Below are 19,220 nucleotides of genomic sequence, written 5' to 3' on the forward strand. Positions count from 1 at the left end.
GCGAACGCCATCGATGATGTATTTAATATCAAATCTAGCTCATAAGCACTTGGTTGACTATTTGGTTGTGTGATCTTCTTCAAAAAGTAATAGAAAATAATAGCTAATCTGTTAGTTTGCGGAGCGTTTAAGATATTGAAGTTATTATTATTTTAAAAAAAGTCGATGATAGGTGACCGTACATAAATACTTCGTCAACAAAAAGATTAAAAGGAGGAAGGTTGAGTTAGTTTACTCTTGAAAGGTTGAGCCTTGTTGATTTATAACAGCAAGGCTTAACTCGTGTCTGTCCATGGGATCCATCGTTCTGAAGCTTTACCTATGGCACACTTTACCTATGGCACAATCTAGCTCAAAAGTGCCCCTTTTCAAGCTAGAGTGAAAACTTAACCACCTTTACTTTAAGTAAATTTTCCTTAGTAAAAGTTATTTTCAGTAGTCACTCTCTTTGTCAGCACGCTTACTACGCCTACTAGTTCAAAAGGAAACCATTTTTGCTGCAATTATATTCAACATGTAAAACTAAATTTAGTGATAACTGACGATTTTACACTTGCAACTGATTGAAAGATAAAGTTGACCTTTGTAGCATATGTGATGATATTTACAAATTATTACAACGCTTTAAGGAAAAAGATAATGTTAAAACGCAAGTGGTTGGCTAGTGTTATAGTCACGTTGATGTTGTCAGGTTGTGCAGCTACATATGAATCGGCAGAAGAAGCCTACCAAGATGGTGATTATGCTAAAGCAAGAGAATCTTGGCAAAAATTGGCTTTAGAAGGCGATAATCGTTCAATGTATCGTCTCTATACTTCAACGAATCGTCCATCAGATAAAGATATTGATTGGCTTAAAAAAGCGGCAGATTCTGGTTTGGTAGATGCTCAATATGATTATGGTATGTATGCGCTTGAAGAAGAAAAATATCAAGATGCACAAACATACTTAACTAAAGCATCAGATAGCGAATTAGATCGAGCATCCAAAGTTCTAGAGCTGAATAACAAACTGTTCCCATTGTGGTTAAAAGCTGAAAATGATGACGCTAAATCAATCAAAAACCTAGGTGAACATTATTGGTCAACTAAAGATTATGATAAGTCCTTAAAATGGTATAAACGATGTGTTGATAGCTATAACAGTTGTTCTTTTTATATAGGTTTAGCTTTTGACAATGGGTATGGTGTTTCTCAAGATTATGAAAAAGCTGTCTACTGGTACACCAAGTCCGCTGAGTTGGGGAATGGTTCATCAGCAAGAAACCTATCTTGGATCTATGAAGAAGGAAAGGGAGTACGCATAGACAAAAAGAAAGCTTTTTATTGGATGAATGAATCCGCTAAAACCAATTGGGGTGGTCAAGCGCAACTAGGTAGATATTACTTGTATGGTATAGGAACCGAAAAGGATACGGGTAAAGCATTTTCCCTTCTAACCGAAGCTGCGCCACATGCGAAGTCTGCGCTCTATTTTTTAGCACATATGTACTACTACGGTGATGGTATAAAACAAGACTACAAAAAGTCTTTCGAATATTTCTCAAAAACAAGCAAACAAAATTATTCTTGGTCTGACTACTTCATTGGAAATCATTACTATTATGGTTATGGTAAAGAGAAGAGCTATACACAAGCCTACAATTGGTTTGAAAAAGCTGCAAATGCAGGGGTTGTTGACGCTGAGTTTAGGCTAGGTTGGATGCTAAGTCAGGGTGAAGGGGTTACGGCAAACTCAAGAAAGGCATTTAAATGGTATCAGAAAGCAGCCGAACAAGGTTCAGTTGCAGCTCAGAACAACCTAGGTGTTATGTATGCAGAGGGTAATGGGGTAGAAAAGGATGATTATCAAGCATTTAAGTGGTACGAAAAAGCAGCTAGGCAAGATGATGAAGTTGCTCAGAATAACTTAGGTATAAGATATGAAAGCGGTAAAGGTGTAAGGAAAAGTAATCAATTAGCTACTTTTTGGTATGCAAAATCAGCACAAAAAAATTATAAAAAAGCGCAATCAAATTTAAATGAAATATTGAATAAACTTAGAACCAAAACCGTTCAGATCAAAAAAGCTTCAGTTTATAAAGAAGGTAATTTTGACAGTAAAGAACTGCTGGTATTGCCACAAGGCCAGCGTGTTTATGTGTTGTCCTCTGGAAGTAAATGGACAGAGGTATATATCCCTAAAAACCACACCATTGGTTACTTAAACAATACTCACCTTTACTAAAATGGAATTAAAAATGAAGAAATTAATCTTTACACTATTCTTTGTATGCCAATCAGTATTCGCAAACCCTACTGTATTTGGGCTAACGATTGGTGAAACTACTGTTGAACAACTTAAAAGCAAATACAATGTATCCCACCAAGGTACCAATAAGTATAGTCAAGGTGATATGTATCAGATCCCTCGAAATCAAATACAATTCGAAGGCATCAATGATGTGACGGTGATCTTTAGTCGCTCCAACAAACTGATTGCGGTTTTAACTGAATTACCAAAAAATAAGTTTGATTATTTGAATGGCACTCTTGGAAAAAAATATCAACTAGTAAACCAAAAAATCCCTTTCGTTGGGAATAAATCTGCGACATACAAAGATGGTGAGACTGAGATTACATTGGAAGCTCCACATATGAACTTTCAGCTATCTATGAATTATATCCACTCAGACCTTTTAAAAGCTTTTCATAGACAGGATCTTAAGCTCTAAGCTATTTATTTAGATAGAAAAAAGGCTTCATTTATGATCAGATAATCGTCGCCAAACAAACCACCCATATCAACCGTGAAGCCGATGACGATTATCTCCCTACAAAAGCAGTTTAAGCAATTCTTTAATGCTGATAGCCTTCAAAAAATGGCGAAAAGTACAGGACTTATGAAGCGATGTCGGGCTATCTTACCCGACCAGCTAGTAGTAAGCCTAGTGGCCGCTTTGAGCAAAGGAAACTGCTCATCTATTGCCGATTTACTAAGGCAATTCAATGGGATGTGCTTAAGCGCTAAAAATACTGTGGCTTATAAGCCCTACCATAACCAGTTAAGAAAAGAAGAATTTCCGATATTCATGCGCCAATTGGCCATGCGAGCGATAGCTCAGTTTGCTCGCCAGCAGAGTGCCAACCTACCAGATAAACTCGCCACCTTTGATGATGTGCTGCTTCAAGATGGTAGCTCTTTCCACATTCATCGTGACCTTTCGAACGTTTACCCGAGCCGATTTAAACGCAATCCAGCCGCAGTTGAATGCCATATGACAATGTCTTTAAAAAGCTTTTCTCCAGTCGCAATGAGCATCAGCGCTGATACAGCATCAGAAAGAGACTTTTGCCCGCCCCAAAACAATGAGTAACAAATTGTTGTTGGCTGACGCAGGGTACCCTGACTTCCAATTCTTTACTGAGCTTGAACTGTATGGTGGTTTCTATATTTTCGAGGAGCAAAGTCCCTGAATCCTCATGTTATAGAAGCGAGAAACGGTCAGGGCCGGCATTTATCTAAACTAGAAGGAAAGAAGCTCAAAGACATCACTCGAGGTACTAATCGCTCACAGGTACTCGACCTTAAAGTTCGTAGTGGTAAGCAAGAATTTAGAGTGGTAAGACGTTGGTTTGCCGAAGAAAAGCGATTCTGTATTTGGTTAACTAACTTGCCTTCAGGTACCTATACTGCTGATGACATAATGGCGATCTACCGCTGTCGATGGCAGGTGGAGTTGCTTTTTAAAGAATTAAAATCTCACACAAACTGGCAACGATTTGTCACCGCACAAAAGGCCATCGTTGATGGGCTTATCTGGGCCAGTTTACTCTCGCTGATCATCAGGCGCAGTACTGCGCTTCAGATAATGCCATCGGTCTCGCTGTTTAAGGCGGCAAAAAATGTGGATGTGTGGCTGTTGCCCATATTTGAATGTATCAGCCACAAGGCATGGTCAGAAATAGGTAATAAACTGGAATGGGCCTCTAGCTATATATTTAAGAACGCACAAAAGTCCGCCCAGAGGAAGTCAAAGAAAAACATCACGTTAGACGGGATTTATGCTGGTCTTAATGCTTAAGGTTCAGTCTATGAAAAGCTTTTAATGTCCAGAGTGAACAAGAGGAGAAAAAGAAACAGCAGCAAGAAAGTTCAATGCTTTGATCTAAACAGGTCGTTATTTTGCGCTCGCTAGATGGACGATGGTAGTAGCATCTGAGTTTTCAAGTTACTTTTTCTCATCTTTTAGAAACGATTTAGAGCTATTTATCTAAATCGTTTCTCCAAAACCAATTTAGATCATTTACTCTAACCAATTGCTGCCCCATTTTGTATATGGAATCCACGTATTTACAAAGTGATTTTGGCAATAAAAGTTAAGATGCGGTCGTATATTCGGCTTCTAATTGAAGGCGCTACCTTCTAGCCTTTGATGTTTTGCGCACCTACTGTCCTTATCGAGTTAGCAGCTTGCTTAGCATGACAGAATGGCCAGGTTTTCAGTAGGTTGGTCTTACCTTTTATGCATCATCATTTTGTAAAATTTAAGAGTTTATTAATAATTAATTAGTGAGTAAAACAGGTTTATATTCAGACTCATACCGTAACATTGCCCATGCAGTCCGTACCACTTTGTTAGCTAGTGCAATGCAGGCCTTCTTGAATCCGATACGATCTATGATACTCCTCAACCAAGCATCCTTTTGAGTCTTCGGTTTTTCGGGTAGTCGTCCAACATAAGACATTGCACCAAGATAGAGAAGAGAGCGTAGCTCTTTCACACCACCGCATTTATCGATCCCAACCATAAAGACCTTAGCACCTGAGCTGTGTTGTTTGGGCGTAAGACCAACAAACGCTGAAGCTTGCCTTCCATTCTTGAACTGCTTTCCATCACCAAGAGTTGTATAAAGCATCGCAGCTGTTGTTTCACCAACCCCTTCAATTTCCATTAATCGTTGGCATGGTTCTATCTGACGGGTTAAAGCATTTTTCTCTTTTTCGAACGCGATGAGTTTTGCTTTCAGTTCTTTATATTGCTCCCACAACATGGACAGAACGGATACAACATTTGCTGGTATTGATGTATCTCCATCTAGTACAGTTTGAACCGATGCTTTTAAACCTTTTTCACCTCTAGGGTTTGCTATGCCGTAGCCCAAAATCGTTCCTCGAATGTGAAGCGCTAGGGAAACCACACTACGAGATAAGAACCTACGGCTGGTTTCTAAAGAATGCATAGATTGTTGTTCTAAGGACTTTGGACGGCTGTACTTGATACCAATTTGGATAGCGGCATTAGCCCTATCTGGCAGGGTAGTTGTCACTGTTAAAATTTAACCAGTTTGGGCGATAAAGAGTAATTGTGTCTCGTATCTCAGTAGAAAGAAAAGAAGCTATATTGAAGAAGCTGTTGCCTCCATATTCAATGTCAGTTAAAGAAGTGTCGGAAGAGGAAGGAATTAGCACTGCGACCCTGTATCATTGGCGCAAGCAACTCAGACGTTCAGGAGCCGCAGTGCCAAATAGCAACACTTCATCAGAGCAGTGGTCTGCTCAAACTAAACTCGCCATCGTCGCTGAAACCTACTCAATGACAGAAAGTGAACTCAGCCAATATTGTCGTGAAAAGGTCTTTTCAGAGCAAATCAAAGCTGGCGCAGCGATTGTATGCAAGGGTTTAAGTCGAGTAAAGAGCAGGAAGCTGAAGCAAAGAAGCAGGCTAAAGCTGACAAACTTGAAATCAAAGAGTTGAAGAAAGATTTACGACTCAAAGAAAAAGCACTCGCTGAAACGGCCGCTCTCTTGGTACTAAGAAAAAGCTGAGAGCCTTTTACGGGGAAGAGCCAGAGGACGACTAACCTCAACCGATGAAAGGCAGACCATAGTGACTCTTATCCTTGAAGCGAAGCAATGCGGATGTCGTTTAGAGCCAGCTTGCCATGAAGTTCAAATCGACTTGAGAACGTATCGTCGCTGGTATCAGCAAGGTGAAGTTCAAGCTGACAAAAGGCCAATATGCCTCAGACCTGAGCCTGCTAACAAGCTGTCGCAGGAAGAGCGTGATGCGATAATCGAGGTGTGTAACCGCTCTGAGTTCGCAAGCTTGCCTCCAACTCAAATCGTCCCGACACTGCTTGATAGAGGTGAGTATATCGCCTCTGAGTCGAGCTACTACCGAGTGTTGAGTACGCAGGGGCAACTTCACAAACGAGGTCGTCAGCGGAGCAGACAGAAGCAAGCGAAGCCAACCAGTTACACAGCGACGGACTCGAACCAAGTCTATACGTGGGATATCACTTACTTACCTTCAAAAGTTCGAGGCCAACATTATTACCTGTATGTCATTGAGGACATCTACAGTCGAAAAATTGTTGGTTATGAAGTGTATGAGCATGAATGCGGTGAGCTGGCGTCACAACTTCTGCAACGAACGTTGATGCGAGAGCAGTGCTTCAATCAAGCGCTGGTTCTTCACTCCGATAATGGTGCGCCGATGAAGTCGTTGACGTTCAAAGCCAAAATGGAAGAGTTAGGTATTACTTCATCGTATAGTCGCCCAAGAGTCAGTGATGATAACCCGTATGTTGAGTCATTGTTCCGCACGGTAAAGTACATGCCAAGCTGGCCAACAAAGGGCTTTGAAACAATCGATAGTAGCCGAAGTTGGGTTGAAGCCTTCGTACGCTGGTACAACACCGAGCACAAGCACAGTCAGCTAAATTACGTCACGCCTTCAGAGCGTCACAATGGAAAAGATAAAGAGATCTTGAAGCGTCGTGTAGAGGTATTGCTCGCTGCAAAACAGCGAAAGCCTGAGCGGTGGTCTGGTGATATCAGGAACTGTGCGCCTGTTGGTGACGTTCACCTAAATCCAGAAAGAGAAGCTGCTTAATAAGTAAGCAAATGATGACAACTACCTTGAAAAACACCGCTTTTTCAACTCTTCTATTGCTACGAAGACGGTGCCTTAATCCACTGGGAGGGCTGCTTGGACTGTCTTGGCTCTTTTCTTCTGACATCAAATCAATACGGGATTTAAACCCAGCAATTATCATTTCGTCTTCAGTAGACTTAGGCTGACGAACTTCCCAGTTTTTGACATAACTCTTTTTCATTAATTGATTACGATATTGATGAGTTTTATACGATATATTTTTACAACTATATGATGAAAATGAATCGGTTAGGAAGCGACCGTATTCAGCAGAAGCTATAAATTGTGAAAATAGCCCCTCAGCTGAGGTGTTGAGTTCAATTTGATGTTCCTCATTTCCTAAATCTATATCGTCTAGAAGCTCATCTTGTAGAACGGGTACGAAAACCTGATTGGTAAGAAAAATGTTTTTTATATCAAAAGATAAGTCCTGCTTAATCCAAGCCTGAGTGCGGGGTGATAGCGTAAATTGTTGTTTTGACCAATTTAATACATCATCTTCGTTTGGCATCATTCGTACTATATCTTTGAAAAAAAAAAGCCCCGTAGAGTGCCAATGTTCAACTCGAACTATAGTGTTTGTTTCTAACTCGTCCCAAAATAGACTAGGTGTTGAAGATGTACAGATATCTTCAGAAACAGGCAACCCGCAAAAGCGGTGTTTTTCAAGGTAGTTGTCATCATTTGCTTACTTATTAAGCAGCTTCTCTTTCTGGATTTAGGTGAACGTCACCGACAGGCTCACAGTTCCTGATATCACCAGGCCATCGCTCAGGTTTTCGGCGTTTTGCAGCGAGCAATACCTCAGCACGCTGCTTCAAGATCTCTTTATCTTTTCCATTGTGACGCTCTGAAGGCGTGACGTAATTTAGCTTACTGTGCTTGTGCTCGGTGTTGTACCAGCGTACGAAGTCTTCAACCCAACTTCGACTACTGTCGAGTTTCAAAGCCCTTTGTTGGCCAGCTTGGTATGTACTTTACCGTGCGGAACAATGACTCGACATACGGGTTATCATCACTGACTCTCGGGCGGCTATACGATGAGGTAATACCTAACTCTTCCATTTTAGCTTTGAACGTCAGCGACTTCATAGGCGCACCGTTATCTGAGTGAAGAACCAGCGCTTGATTGAAGCACTGCTCTCGCATCAACGTCCGTTGCAGAAGTTGTGACGCCAGCTCACCGCACTCACGCTCATACACTTCATAACCAACGACTTTTCGGCTGTAGATGTCCTCGATGACATACAGGTAATAGTGGTGGCCTCGAACCTTTGAAGGTAAGTAAGTGATATCCCATGTGTAGACTTGGTTCGAGTCCGTAGCTGTGTAACTTGTTGGCTTCGCTTGCTTCTGTCTACTCCGCTGACGACCTCGTTTGTGAAGTTGCCCTCGTGCAGTCAGCACCCGATAGTAACTCGACTCAGAGGCGATATACTCACCTTTATCAAGCAGTGTTGGGACGACTTGAGTCGGAGGTAAGCTTGCGAATTCAGGGCGGTTACACACCTCGATTATCGCATCTCGCTCTTCCTGCGACAGCTTGTTAGCAGGCTCAGGTCTGACGCATATCGGCCTTTTGTCAGCTTGAACTTCACCTTGCTGATACCAGCGACGATACGTTCTCAAGTCGATTTGAACTTCATGGCAAGCTGGCTCTAAGCGGCATCCGCGTTGCTTCGCCTCCAAGATAAGAGCCACTATGCTCTGCCTTTCATCGGTGGAGGTTAGTCGTCCTCTGGCTCTTCCCCGTAAAAGGCTCGCAGCTTTTTTCTTAGTACCAAGAGGGCGGCCGTTTCAGCGAGCGCTTTTTCTTTGAGTCGTAAATCTTTCTTCAACTCTTTGATTTCAAGTTTGTCAGCTTTAGCCTGTTTTTTGGCTTGTGCTTCACTCTCTTTGTTCGACATGACTCCTTGAACAAACTCGCTGCGCCAAGTCTGTACTTGCTCAGGGTACAAGCCCTTCTCTCGACAATATTGGCTGAGTTCATTTTCAGTCATAGAATAGGTTTCAGCGACGATGGCGAGTTTAGTTTGAGCAGACCACTGCTCTGATGAAGTGTTGCTATTTGGCACTGCGGCTCCTGAACGTCTGAGTTGCTTGCGCCAATGATACAGGGTCGCAGTGCTAATTCCTTCCTCTTCCGACACTTCTTTAACTGACATTGAATAGGGAGGCAACAGCTTCTTCAATATAGCTTCTTTTCTTTCTACTGAGATACGAGACACAATTACTCTTTATCGCCCAAACTGGTTAAATTTTAACAGTGACAACTACCCTGCCAGATAGGGAAAGTGAGATGATGTACGATTTTTCTTCTTGATGGGGATAAAATCTAGTAGAGATAAGTAATTATTATGGTAGTTGGCTTCTGGGTGAATGTTTGAAGTTAAGAGAAAAATCTTCATTGAGTAAGAAGGCGTTTGTAGGTTTCGTTTGTATTCTCTAACCTTTTCGAGTGCTTTTAATGGGGTTTGATAAACTTCGCTATTAAACTTTAGACGATCAGAAGAATTCGATAACTGGCAATTCAAGGCGTCATAATGTTTGAGGGCATTGTTGAGCATAAAACTATTGTTAGCCAAGTGCTGACGGTATTTTTCTTTCCATAGCTCTGCAGTAAAACCACATTTATTAATAGCTATGAGTGCGAGTTCTACCTTATGCAGCGATGTTATCACTTGCTCTTCGACTTCCTCATAGAAGGACTTGTTGTGCTCAAATGCAAGCTCTTTGTTTTTATCTTCGTCGAACACTAGCTTGTTGTTGGATATTGAGAGAGAAGGGCAGTCAAAGCAATTAAAGCCAACTGTTATCTTTGTTTGTAATTTCTCTGCCGAAGCTTCGTCGGTCTGATAATTATCGAATGCTAATTGAATATTTTTTGTTGTAGAAGAAGATAGCTCGGCTCCATATATGGATAAGTGATTCTTAGGTTTCTGGTGCCAATATTTTAGCTTACTCAAGCTATCGGTTAACGCTTGAATCCCTTCGTTCAACTCCACGTAATGGTGTACGGACTCTTCCCATTTCAAGGACAGGCTTTGTTTAAATTCGTATTCTGCTAGCTTCGAGTTGAGTTGAAGACTTTGTTCTTCTAAGTGCTCTTGTGTTTTACTGATGTCGATAGATTTTTGCGCCAGCATAATGGCAATGATTGCTCCTGCCGCTGTAATTGGAAGCCCAAGTAGGAGGTTCCACAGTCCAGTTATGCTGGATAACTTCTCCTCTATTGTTGCAGTCGAATAGGAACTACTAATATAAAGAGTAAATAAAACAGCTACCACTGAAACGAAAAAGAACAGTGAAAAACCTCGGATCAGATTGTTGGTTATCTTTCTATTACTAGCCATAGTTCTACTTTTCCAATTCTAAGATATCTATTTATTGTTTGGCCTGTCTTTGAAAGAAAGTGTAATGATATAAATTGCGGCGCATTTCACTAAATGCTAGTTATGGCTTGAGCATTGGCCGTCATAAGGGTGATTCAAAAAGTACTAACCACTATTAGGAGTCTTTCCTAAAGATGTGTTTTCGATGATACTGCAAAAAATGATCATGCTGGGGGAAGCACCAACGAAGCTTCATAGTGGGTGAAATATTCAGTTTTTCGACGTCATTTGATGTTAATTGTGGTGATAACATAATCAGACCATCACGATCAAAAGATATGTAGCCTTTATCAAAAGCAGTATCTAAGTTTGGGGTAAGCAATAATCCATTTGTCATATCTATCGCTTCGGATGCGGAGCAGTCACGCCAAGGTTTGATGTGGGATGCAACAAGAAAATCTGTGTTATCGAATCCTGTCACCGAACAACTTGTCCAATGATGAATGAGCCGAGATCTAAATAGTCCTTGCCCGATACGCGCTTGAATGGTTATCTCTCTATCTTTTTCTGACAAAGTATCGAGCTGAGCCTGCATCATTTCTAAATCTGTTATTACGTTGTTTGGAGCGATAGGAGTGACCCATTTTAACTCTTCTAGAGCTTCTGCCACCTGATCTTTTAATACCCACGTGAAGTGACCATTTATATTTGTTTCATCAGCCGCTGTACAAATGGTATATGTCCAAATAGGTACTCCATTTTTTTGCTGTTCGGGTGTGTGCTGGAGGATAAGGCTTAGCTCATGAGCAAAGCTGCCGTACTGCTCATTACCCGTCATGTAATTTTCGTACCCTGCTGCTTTAGCTAATTGAATAGCTGTTATTTTCCTGTCTTCGGCTCGATAGTTTGCCTTCAGCATTTTAATACCGTTCTGTATTTTTTTTGAGGAGCTTGTAGAAAGCTCCTTAAGCGCTTGTGCAATTTTTGTTGAGTTGTGTGTCATGGTCGACCTCTTTGTTTTATTCGCTATCGATATCATGGTCAATGCCCCCCCCCCTAAATTGGATGACTTATCAACATGGCCTGTAGAGCCATTTGAGATACTCATTTGGGTCTATATAGAGGTTAGTATGCTTGTCCTCATTAGCTTAGAAAATGACAGGTTTTATGACATCAGCGAGGGCGACCGGGAGAAGGGTGAGTGAGTTAGTGTGTTCTTATTGAAAGTGATACCAAAAAGTCGGGTTCTAATTGCTAGCACAGACAGGTGATGTTCCATCTCGAACATCTCCAATCTTAACGGGCTGTCTCGAATGAACCTTGATTTATCTAGGTAGACTTTTGTCAAAGTGAGCTGTCAATTGATAGGCTTCTGGTTGTTCTTTTAGCAGCTTTTGGTCTTGTATGACGCCCATACGTCTCAAGTAATAATTGACTAAAGCTCCACGAGTTACTATTTCCATCTTGTTACTTTTCATACCGTAGTCGTCTGCTACAACAACTTGCTGTTGTTCAGACAAGTAAGGATTAGGTGTAATCGTTAACTTAACTTGATGGTTCCAGTTATGATCATGTTCTCGCATCTTTGGTGACTTATCCATTAAGTCAGGCTCGTTCCTAAAGCGACTTAAAACGAAATCTCGAAATTCATTTTTCTCTTCACAATATGCTCTTACATGCCACCTGATCCCATCATAAACCAAGCTGTGAGGCGCGATAATTCGACCTCGAACCTCAGGTGTAGAGAGTGACACATAATCAATATCGACGCGCAGGTTAGCTCTTGCTGCCGCGATTAACCCTCGAACAATGCTTGGTGATATAGCCCTTTCTGGGACGTTCAACACGGTCGATTGAGCTTCCCCCCAATTAAAGAACTCAAAGGTCTCTTCTTGGTTATATTGCTGATGAAGCATAAGTAGATACTCATGAGCAGTCCCTTGAGTAAACAAAGGCTTAAAGTTGTGTGCTGGCCTGTAGCCTTTAATTGTCCTATCGAGTATCAATTGACCTTGCTCAGTTAAGCTAATGTACTTGTTGATATCCCTAGAAGCTTGTTGCCGCCCTATGTGAAAAGCATCACATAGGTGATTTGTCGTCAGTCGGCCCTCCCAAAGAACAATGATCTCAATTAGTCGAAATCGTACCTGTTGGTCCCATTTGATATCTGCTTGGCTCATGCTCGTGCTCATAAATGTTACATGTTGATGTATACAGTATATACATGTAGCAAAAAAGTACATATATTTATTATGGATATTGAGAAGGGCAGGAAAAGTCAGGAATCTTTACTGTGAGAGAGTCGATGGTATTGAAAGCTGTAACCTGATTTAGTGGCCACAAATTCAAACTGTTTGATTTTCAGTCAAGAAAAACAACATAACTCGAGATAGATACGATGATGTATGCCGGATTGACCAAAGTTATCGCAATAAATTCTTATCAGAAAAACAAGATGTTTTCTGAGTATTCTTTTGACGCTCCCACTCAGATCACTGGCGGTAACGGAGAAGGCAAAACATCACTTTTAAGGCTCATTCCGTTCTTTTATGGCGCGACTGGCACGCAGATCGTCAGGAAATCGAATGTCAATAAGCCCTTTGCAGAATGGTATTTACCACACAACAACAGTTATATTGTTTTCGAGTACATTACTGCTCGTGGTCAAGTTGCTCATGTCATTTGTTATCGAAACCTTAGTACTAAAGGTGGCATTGTTTACCTTTTCGTTAAAGGTCAGTTTGAGCAGTCAGTGATCATTAAACAAGACAGCGAAGACAAGCCTTACGCTATCGGCTGTACAAAGCTGGCCGCGGAGCTGAACGCTAACGGCTTAGAATACGAGTCGCGTATTACTAGCGTCAAAGAGTACCGCGAAATTATCCAAAATATTAATGCAGGGAATTTGAGTAATCAGTTCCTAAGCTACTCTTTGTGCTCTGGTCGTCATGATGTTCGTCACATTGAAAAAATTACAGCGGCGTTGATTCAAGGTGAATTCAATATGGCCGACACAAAGGCGCTTTTCCTGGATATCCTCGAGCAAGGGAATAGCACATTAGAGTTTGGTGTGGATGCAAACAGAATTGAACAATGGTGTGATGACTACAACGGCCTAACAGCGTTCCTAGACAAAAAAGAAGCGTTCATTGAAGCTATTGCGAACAATAAGCAGATTGCCTATCTAACCACTCAGCTCGCAAGTGCCTTAATAACCATTCGTGATGCGTCTGAAAGCCTTGATGGCTCTCTTAAGAAAACCGAACAACAACGCTCAGATTTTCTTGAAAACAGTGACAAGCAGATTGGCGAAATTAATCAAGATAAGCTTGACAAAGAGGTTCAAAAGAGCGCTCTTCAACGCTCTATCACAAGTATTAACTCTGAGATCGAAGTACATCACAGCAAGCTTATAACATACGAAAATAGTGGTTATCCAGAGCTGTCCGTTAAGCTAAAACAATTGCCAGAAATGGAAGACAGGGTGGCACAACAAAGACAAAGTTACTCCGATCTTGAAACTAAGGTAAATGATGCCAAAGCAAAGTATGAGAAAGACAAACAAAGCCTTGTTAGTAAGTTCAATAAAGAAAAGTCTGACCTAACAGAGCAAAAACTTGATGCCGAGAAAGAGTGCAAGGTTAAAAAAGACAAGATAGACGATGTATATCAGCCACAGTTAAAGGAACTGACCCAAACCCATACGATTTTTACAGCGGATAAATCTCAGGCTCTTATGGAGCATAGGGCTGAACTCGCTACTCAAAAGCAGCGACTAAAGAACCCAGATATTGATGAGCTTCTCATTGAGCAGAGAGAGCAGTTGGAGTCTGAGAAGGACAGATTACAAGAACAAGTAGACACGTTAAAACACACGACAACTTTGAGTGAGAAGGAAGGAGTCAACTTACAAACTAAACGTGAAAAGCTACTCGAAAGATTAGAGGCCACTCGTCGAAATATGCGCGATGCCGAAACCAGGCTAAAAGTAGTCAGTAACCGATTAGACCCAGATTCAGGAACCTTGTTCTCGTTCCTGGAGGCTAATCGACAGGGGTGGCAAAGCTCTCCACTTGGTCGTGTTCTTACCGATGAGCTTTTGATGGACACGACACTCACACCATCAATGACTGAAGATTCAGGTTCAATGTACGATTTATATATCGATACGAGCAACCTAGCAGATTGTAGTGTCACCAACAAAGCTGATGTGGAAGAGCAGGCTCACTTGATGGACCGTATCGTTGAGCTTGAAGACGCAGAGGCTGATTTCAATAAGCAAATTTTGAAAAATGATTTTGCTGTTAAGCAGTCAACGCTTGAGTTATCACGATTACGCAATGAACTGCGAAACGCTGAGGGTGACCTATCACAAACTAAGGTTAACCTTAAAAACAAGAAAATAGAGATTGCCCGTGCAAAAGAGGGCTTAGTCGAAAAAATTAATATAAACATCAAATCGATTGAGAAAGCTATAGCCCTGATTGATAGGGAAATCTCAGTGACGCTTGAACGTTTTGAAGAAGCAAAATTAGAGCTAAACAACGACAGGCTTACTCAAATTAGCAATGTTGAATCATCACTTGATCTCACGATCGGAGCTATAGATGAATTACTGGAAAAAAGTACTCTGACGTTAGGCGAGAACAAACAGCGCATCAAAACGGAATATGAACAGCGGTTGAGTGACCAAGGTATTAGCGGTGAAATCTATCAACGCTACACAGAAGATATTGAATTTCTTGATAATGAGATCAAAAACTTAAAAGTGAAGTCTCATAAAATCAAAGAATATGAGACATGGCTTGCTGTTTATGAAATGGATGATCCTAAGAGACGTGACGATCGCAATACTAAGGTCAAAGAACTTGAAACGGTGCATCAAGATATTAAATCTTTTGAAATTAAACTGAAAGAGTTGAGAGCCAAAGCTCATCGAACCAAAAAAGAGTTTGATGAGAAGCTCTCTATCTTGAGAAACCACAAACAGCGAGCTGACAGTGCAATCTCTCGCCTAACTAACTATGTGATGTTCGAGGGAGAGGAAGGGAGCCAAGAAGCACTCGATTATAATGGCGATTTAAATTCACTCTTGAGTGATGTAGAGAGCAAACTCCCGGAGTTAGAGAGGCTTACTAAGCTACGCAAAAAAGATATACAACAGATGGAAACTATCACTCTTAATCTTGGTGACGGGGAGCTGTACCGCTTCTGGAATGAAAGCAGTCGAAATACCATTACAGAGGATATTGTTGCTAGTGACTCTAAGCGAATAGATATTCTAGAAATCATCATGAATGACATTATTCCTCAGGTGACCAGCATAACAATTGAAAGCGCGGTCAACATGGGGCGTATGCTTGTTGACTTCAAGCATCGGCTACTTGGTTTCGACCGTGATATTAAAAAACTTGGTCGTAATATCTCTGAACAAGTAAAGCTCAATAACACGTTCTCGGTGGTTGGTTCTATTGACATTAACGTTGAGAGTTCACTTTCCAAACTACAAGGTTGGCAAGATATTATTAACTTCTCTGAGATTTACGAAGAGTGGGATAAAACGGGATCTGCTGAGCTACCAACCAAAGAGTTTTTCAACGCTTTAAGTACACTGACATACCATATTAGTGCCGAGAAAGTTAAAAAGCCTACTGAGCTGTTTGACATCAAATTTGAAGTCATCGAGAACAACCAACGTAAAACGGCCAAAACAGATAAAGATATGCGTGATTTGGCCAGTAATGGTACGAACTTGCTCATTCAATCCATGTTGTATTTAGCACTACTGACGCAACAACGTGGAGCAAGTCGACTATCCATAACTTACCCAACCGATGAGATTGGTAAGCTGACGGCAGAAAACCAAGCTAAATTACTTAAAATGATGGGGGCACACAACTTCAATGTTATTGCGGCTCAACCAGATGGCAATAACCGTACAGCCAATTTATTCAAGTACCTGTACCACTTAACGCCTTACAAGAACATTTTCAACAAACCTAAAGTAAGCAAACTTGCGTTAGCTAAAGCCGCTGAAACTAGCACAGGAGTAGAAGCATGAAGCCAGTATCACAAGTCTTAGAATCTCTACTTAGTGGTAGCTTTATCTGCCCAGCAACGGATCGTGAAGCTTACAAGACGCTTAAAGAGGATCGTACACGCCGAGAAATCAATCAAGCGTTGACTCTTATGGGGCGCGAGCTCCAATGTACGAGCAGAACCAGCGCTTATTATGTCACCTATAAAAATATCGACGACCACAATCGTCGTCAGGTGACCGCGTTGATGAGTAATGTACACGGTATCATTCGACCTGTGGTTAAGTTCGTGGCGACAGTCAGTGAGGCTGCTCAAGTTGAAGCAGTGATGGTTGGTGGTGATGAGTTAAATGTGCCTGTGCTGAGTGCGCAAATCCAATCGTCTCCTAGCTTGATGGAGAAACTCGATAGTATTTATCGACTTCCAAAAGTGAGTCGAAAAAAAGTGCGTGACAGTGCCGCTGATAAACTAAATGTGGTTGTTGAATTTCTGGTTAAAGAAGGGGTGGCTCATTTAGTAAACAAAGAGCGCCAACTCTATGTGATGACGGGAAAATTAGACTTTGTTTACGAGGTGCTCGATTTCATCGATACGCATGAAAAGATCGTTGAGACAGTTAACAAAGCAAACGAGAACCAAGGGGAGTTCAACTTTTGATGAGCCCTCAAAACAATGGGAAACATGGTGGTGTTAACCACATGCTTCGCTTAATCAGCCAAGCAAAGGACACATTAACGCATGTTTTTGAAAATGGCACGATACGTGAAACTCATGAAAACGCCAATGACCTACGTAAACTAAAAGAAGCCCGTGTTGTTATCGTGACAAGCCGCGGCTACCGCGTGCACCCTAAGATGGAAGCATTGATGAACTACTTCCTTGAAACGGAGGCAAGTTCATTTCTCGGGACTCAACATGCTGAGCGCATTCCAGAAATTCAGAGCTTAGCGCAAGAATACCTGGAAGCTAAATTAAATGGCAAAAGAGAACAAGAGGCGGATAGATTTAATAGCCTTGAGGGTGTCGTTTATGAAATCACAATGGACTTGCAAGAGTCTTGTCGTCGCTTAAGAAACCGTATCAGTTATGACTTTGGCTATGGCCATACGCTCACTCAGAAACAAAAAGAGAACCAAGTTGCTATAGAGCAAGCTGAAAAGCTTGTTACTGGCATGAAAGCTTTCTCTTTTAAGTTGTTGAGTGAAATGGCTGGAGATAACTCCGAGCTCAACACCTTGTTTTGTTCTGAAATGCACAGTGCGATTCGTAGTTGCCAACAAGAGCTCGGGTCTATCCTAATTCAACTTCGAGCTTTGATGCTGAAGTATCGTAACCGCGAACGCGATAAGGACCTGATCAATGCCTTTGATCGGTTTATTGATCAAGAGCCGCACTGGACACCAAGTGACGATTTGATTTTGCCTGATGAGATAGCAAAGCAACATGGTATACCGGTGTTTTGGCTTTCAGAACCTATTCAATTTGCGCATCACCCAAATCCTGATGATATGGACCAAGAGCCGGAATTGGCCGATATTGTTGAAAAAATTACGGCACAGCCCGCCGAACAAGAAGAGCTTCCGGTTGTTGAAGAAGCTGAGCGCCGAGAATTGACTCTTGATGTTGAAATACAAGAGCTGATTGAAGCGGACATTGATTCACATTGCGATACCTTTTTTGCTGAAGCCTTTATTGGTAAGGGAAAAACCAGCATTTCCGCTTTGGAGTATTACGAGCAAATCAATAGTGACTTACCGGAAGACCTTGATCAGCTCACTTGCGCTAAAGACGTGTGGCTATTTAGCGTGCTTAATTTCCATAGTTCAATGCTTCCCGAAGATAGCAAAGGCTTTACCGTTGAGCCTATCGGGTCTTATACCTATTTAGCAAAAGGTAGCAATATAGGTTACGGCAACCTTCACTTAGAAGATGTGTCTATAGCGAGGAAACTGTGAGTAGAATTATTGATGATATAACGGGTAGTGATTTAAATAGGTTAAAGCAATTGTTCTCTCCTGCGAAGGTTAATGAAGGTGCCAGTGTAGCGCTGAGTGGCGTGTTTGATACTTTTCATCGCGACTTTAGTGTTGGGAGCGCCAGAGGAGAAAATTTGCAGCTGACGCCTAGAGATATACGTCAAATTAGGAAGGTGATCAAAGAGCAATCAGGCTTTGATCTTCTAACTGACTCTATCCCGGATTCTCGAACGGATATGGCTCAGTTCTTTCCAAACGAGAAGCTAAGCTCAAGGCCTGTCAAAGACAAAGTCATTAAAATTTATGGGATTTTGTCCACGAACATAAATGGCAAATCATATGACTTACAAGAGGGCATGAACATTGAGGTAGCTCTAAGTCATTTGACGAGCATTGAGCACAGCCAAGTTGTGGTCGTTGAAAACTATGAAGCATTCTCTAAGTTTAGATTAGTACAAACCGACATAGGTTCTAATCCTCTTATTGTTTACCGAGGAGACAAGGACACGGGAGTAATATCAAAAGAAATTGCGTTGGCTTTTCCAGAGGTCGAGCTTATAGCTTGGTTTGACAGCGATCCTAAAGGTATTTCTTTAGCTTTATCATCGGGAGCGACTTATATGCTGCTACCAAATTTATCTATGGGTTCTCTCAAAAAACATGGTCGTTCAGACTTGTTTGCAGACCAATACCAAAACTGGGATCGTGTCTCAAAACTTATCCCCCCTAAGTTAGAGTCCATAATATCTGAATTGGAAAAAGGGATAACACAAGAGTCAATCATGGCAAATCAGATAGCCGTAAGGTTACATCAAATTTAGTCACGTAAATGTTGAGCTCCCCTGTAAGTGCGGAGATAGGCATGTTTACCTTGGGGTAATCAATCAAATGTTGTGAAGCTCATGCAGAGTGCCTACAAGACTGTTAAGTGCTGCTAATCTAGCCACTGAATTA

General features: G+C 41.5%; 10 protein-coding genes and 4 pseudogenes. 8 read left to right on the top strand and 6 right to left on the bottom strand.

Annotated features, from left to right (window positions below):
• The first annotated feature begins 639 nt into the window (after nucleotides 1–639).
• The 3 genes and pseudogenes from OCV19_RS07475 (at nucleotide 640) to OCV19_RS07485 (ending at nucleotide 4,063) form a co-directional block, all read left to right on the top strand.
• Complete coding sequence (locus OCV19_RS07475; RefSeq protein ID WP_065677587.1) at nucleotides 640–2,226, top strand: tetratricopeptide repeat protein; 1,587 nt, start codon at nucleotides 640–642, stop codon at nucleotides 2,224–2,226.
• Between the two features lie 13 nt (nucleotides 2,227–2,239).
• Nucleotides 2,240–2,713 (top strand): hypothetical protein, encoded by a 474-nt coding sequence (locus tag OCV19_RS07480; protein ID WP_065677588.1) that lies wholly within the window; start codon nucleotides 2,240–2,242, stop codon nucleotides 2,711–2,713.
• Between the two features lie 84 nt (nucleotides 2,714–2,797).
• Nucleotides 2,798–4,063: pseudogene (locus OCV19_RS07485) on the top strand (IS4 family transposase).
• 481 nt (nucleotides 4,064–4,544) lie between these two features.
• On the opposite strand, the pseudogene OCV19_RS07490 reads toward OCV19_RS07485, so the two are convergent.
• Nucleotides 4,545–5,285 (bottom strand): annotated as a pseudogene (locus OCV19_RS07490) (IS110 family RNA-guided transposase); the annotation flags it as partial.
• 62 nt (nucleotides 5,286–5,347) lie between these two features.
• Between OCV19_RS07490 and OCV19_RS07495 the strand changes: the two are divergent.
• A pseudogene (locus OCV19_RS07495) lies at nucleotides 5,348–6,877 on the top strand (IS3 family transposase).
• On the opposite strand, the gene OCV19_RS07500 reads toward OCV19_RS07495, so the two are convergent.
• The 5 genes and pseudogenes from OCV19_RS07500 to OCV19_RS07520 all read right to left on the bottom strand — a co-directional run bounded on the left by OCV19_RS07500 (nucleotide 6,819) and on the right by OCV19_RS07520 (nucleotide 12,431).
• Nucleotides 6,819–7,433: a hypothetical protein gene (locus tag OCV19_RS07500; RefSeq protein ID WP_065677686.1), complete on the bottom strand. Its 615-nt coding sequence runs from the start codon at nucleotides 7,431–7,433 to the stop codon at nucleotides 6,819–6,821. The pseudogene OCV19_RS07495 and the gene OCV19_RS07500 overlap by 59 nt on opposite strands.
• A gap of 181 nt (nucleotides 7,434–7,614) precedes the next feature.
• Nucleotides 7,615–9,147, bottom strand: a pseudogene (locus OCV19_RS07505) (IS3 family transposase).
• 45 nt (nucleotides 9,148–9,192) lie between these two features.
• Nucleotides 9,193–10,272: a hypothetical protein gene (locus OCV19_RS07510; protein ID WP_065675174.1), complete on the bottom strand. Its 1,080-nt coding sequence runs from the start codon at nucleotides 10,270–10,272 to the stop codon at nucleotides 9,193–9,195.
• A gap of 154 nt (nucleotides 10,273–10,426) precedes the next feature.
• Entirely contained in the window at nucleotides 10,427–11,254 is an 828-nt protein-coding gene (locus tag OCV19_RS07515; protein ID WP_065100345.1) for an HNH endonuclease, read from the bottom strand.
• 322 nt (nucleotides 11,255–11,576) lie between these two features.
• Nucleotides 11,577–12,431, bottom strand: a complete 855-nt coding sequence (locus tag OCV19_RS07520) for a WYL domain-containing protein (protein ID WP_065675176.1) — start codon at nucleotides 12,429–12,431, stop codon at nucleotides 11,577–11,579.
• A 221-nt stretch (nucleotides 12,432–12,652) separates the two neighbouring features.
• Between OCV19_RS07520 and OCV19_RS07525 the strand changes: the two genes are divergently transcribed.
• From OCV19_RS07525 to OCV19_RS07540, 4 genes are read left to right on the top strand one after another with little or no spacing between them, the layout of a single operon-like run.
• Nucleotides 12,653–16,312 carry an ATP-binding protein gene (locus OCV19_RS07525; protein WP_261875697.1) on the top strand — a complete coding sequence of 1,220 codons (3,660 nt, stop codon included), beginning with the start codon at nucleotides 12,653–12,655 and terminating at the stop codon, nucleotides 16,310–16,312.
• The gene (locus tag OCV19_RS07530) at nucleotides 16,309–16,947 is read left to right on the top strand and encodes a hypothetical protein (RefSeq protein ID WP_065675178.1); all 639 of its coding nucleotides are present in this window, start codon (nucleotides 16,309–16,311) and stop codon (nucleotides 16,945–16,947) included. Before OCV19_RS07525 ends, OCV19_RS07530 begins: the two co-directional genes overlap by 4 nt.
• Nucleotides 16,947–18,245, top strand: a complete 1,299-nt coding sequence (locus OCV19_RS07535) for a hypothetical protein (RefSeq protein WP_065675179.1) — start codon at nucleotides 16,947–16,949, stop codon at nucleotides 18,243–18,245. The genes OCV19_RS07530 and OCV19_RS07535 overlap by 1 nt, the downstream gene beginning before the upstream one ends.
• Nucleotides 18,242–19,087 carry a DUF7281 domain-containing protein gene (locus tag OCV19_RS07540; RefSeq protein ID WP_065100350.1) on the top strand — a complete coding sequence of 282 codons (846 nt, stop codon included), beginning with the start codon at nucleotides 18,242–18,244 and terminating at the stop codon, nucleotides 19,085–19,087. Before OCV19_RS07535 ends, OCV19_RS07540 begins: the two co-directional genes overlap by 4 nt.
• The last annotated feature ends 133 nt before the right edge of the window (nucleotides 19,088–19,220 follow it).

Origin of the sequence: Vibrio celticus (assembly GCF_024347335.1) — a bacterium.
In the GTDB taxonomy this organism is placed as follows: Bacteria; Pseudomonadota; Gammaproteobacteria; order Enterobacterales; family Vibrionaceae; genus Vibrio; species Vibrio celticus.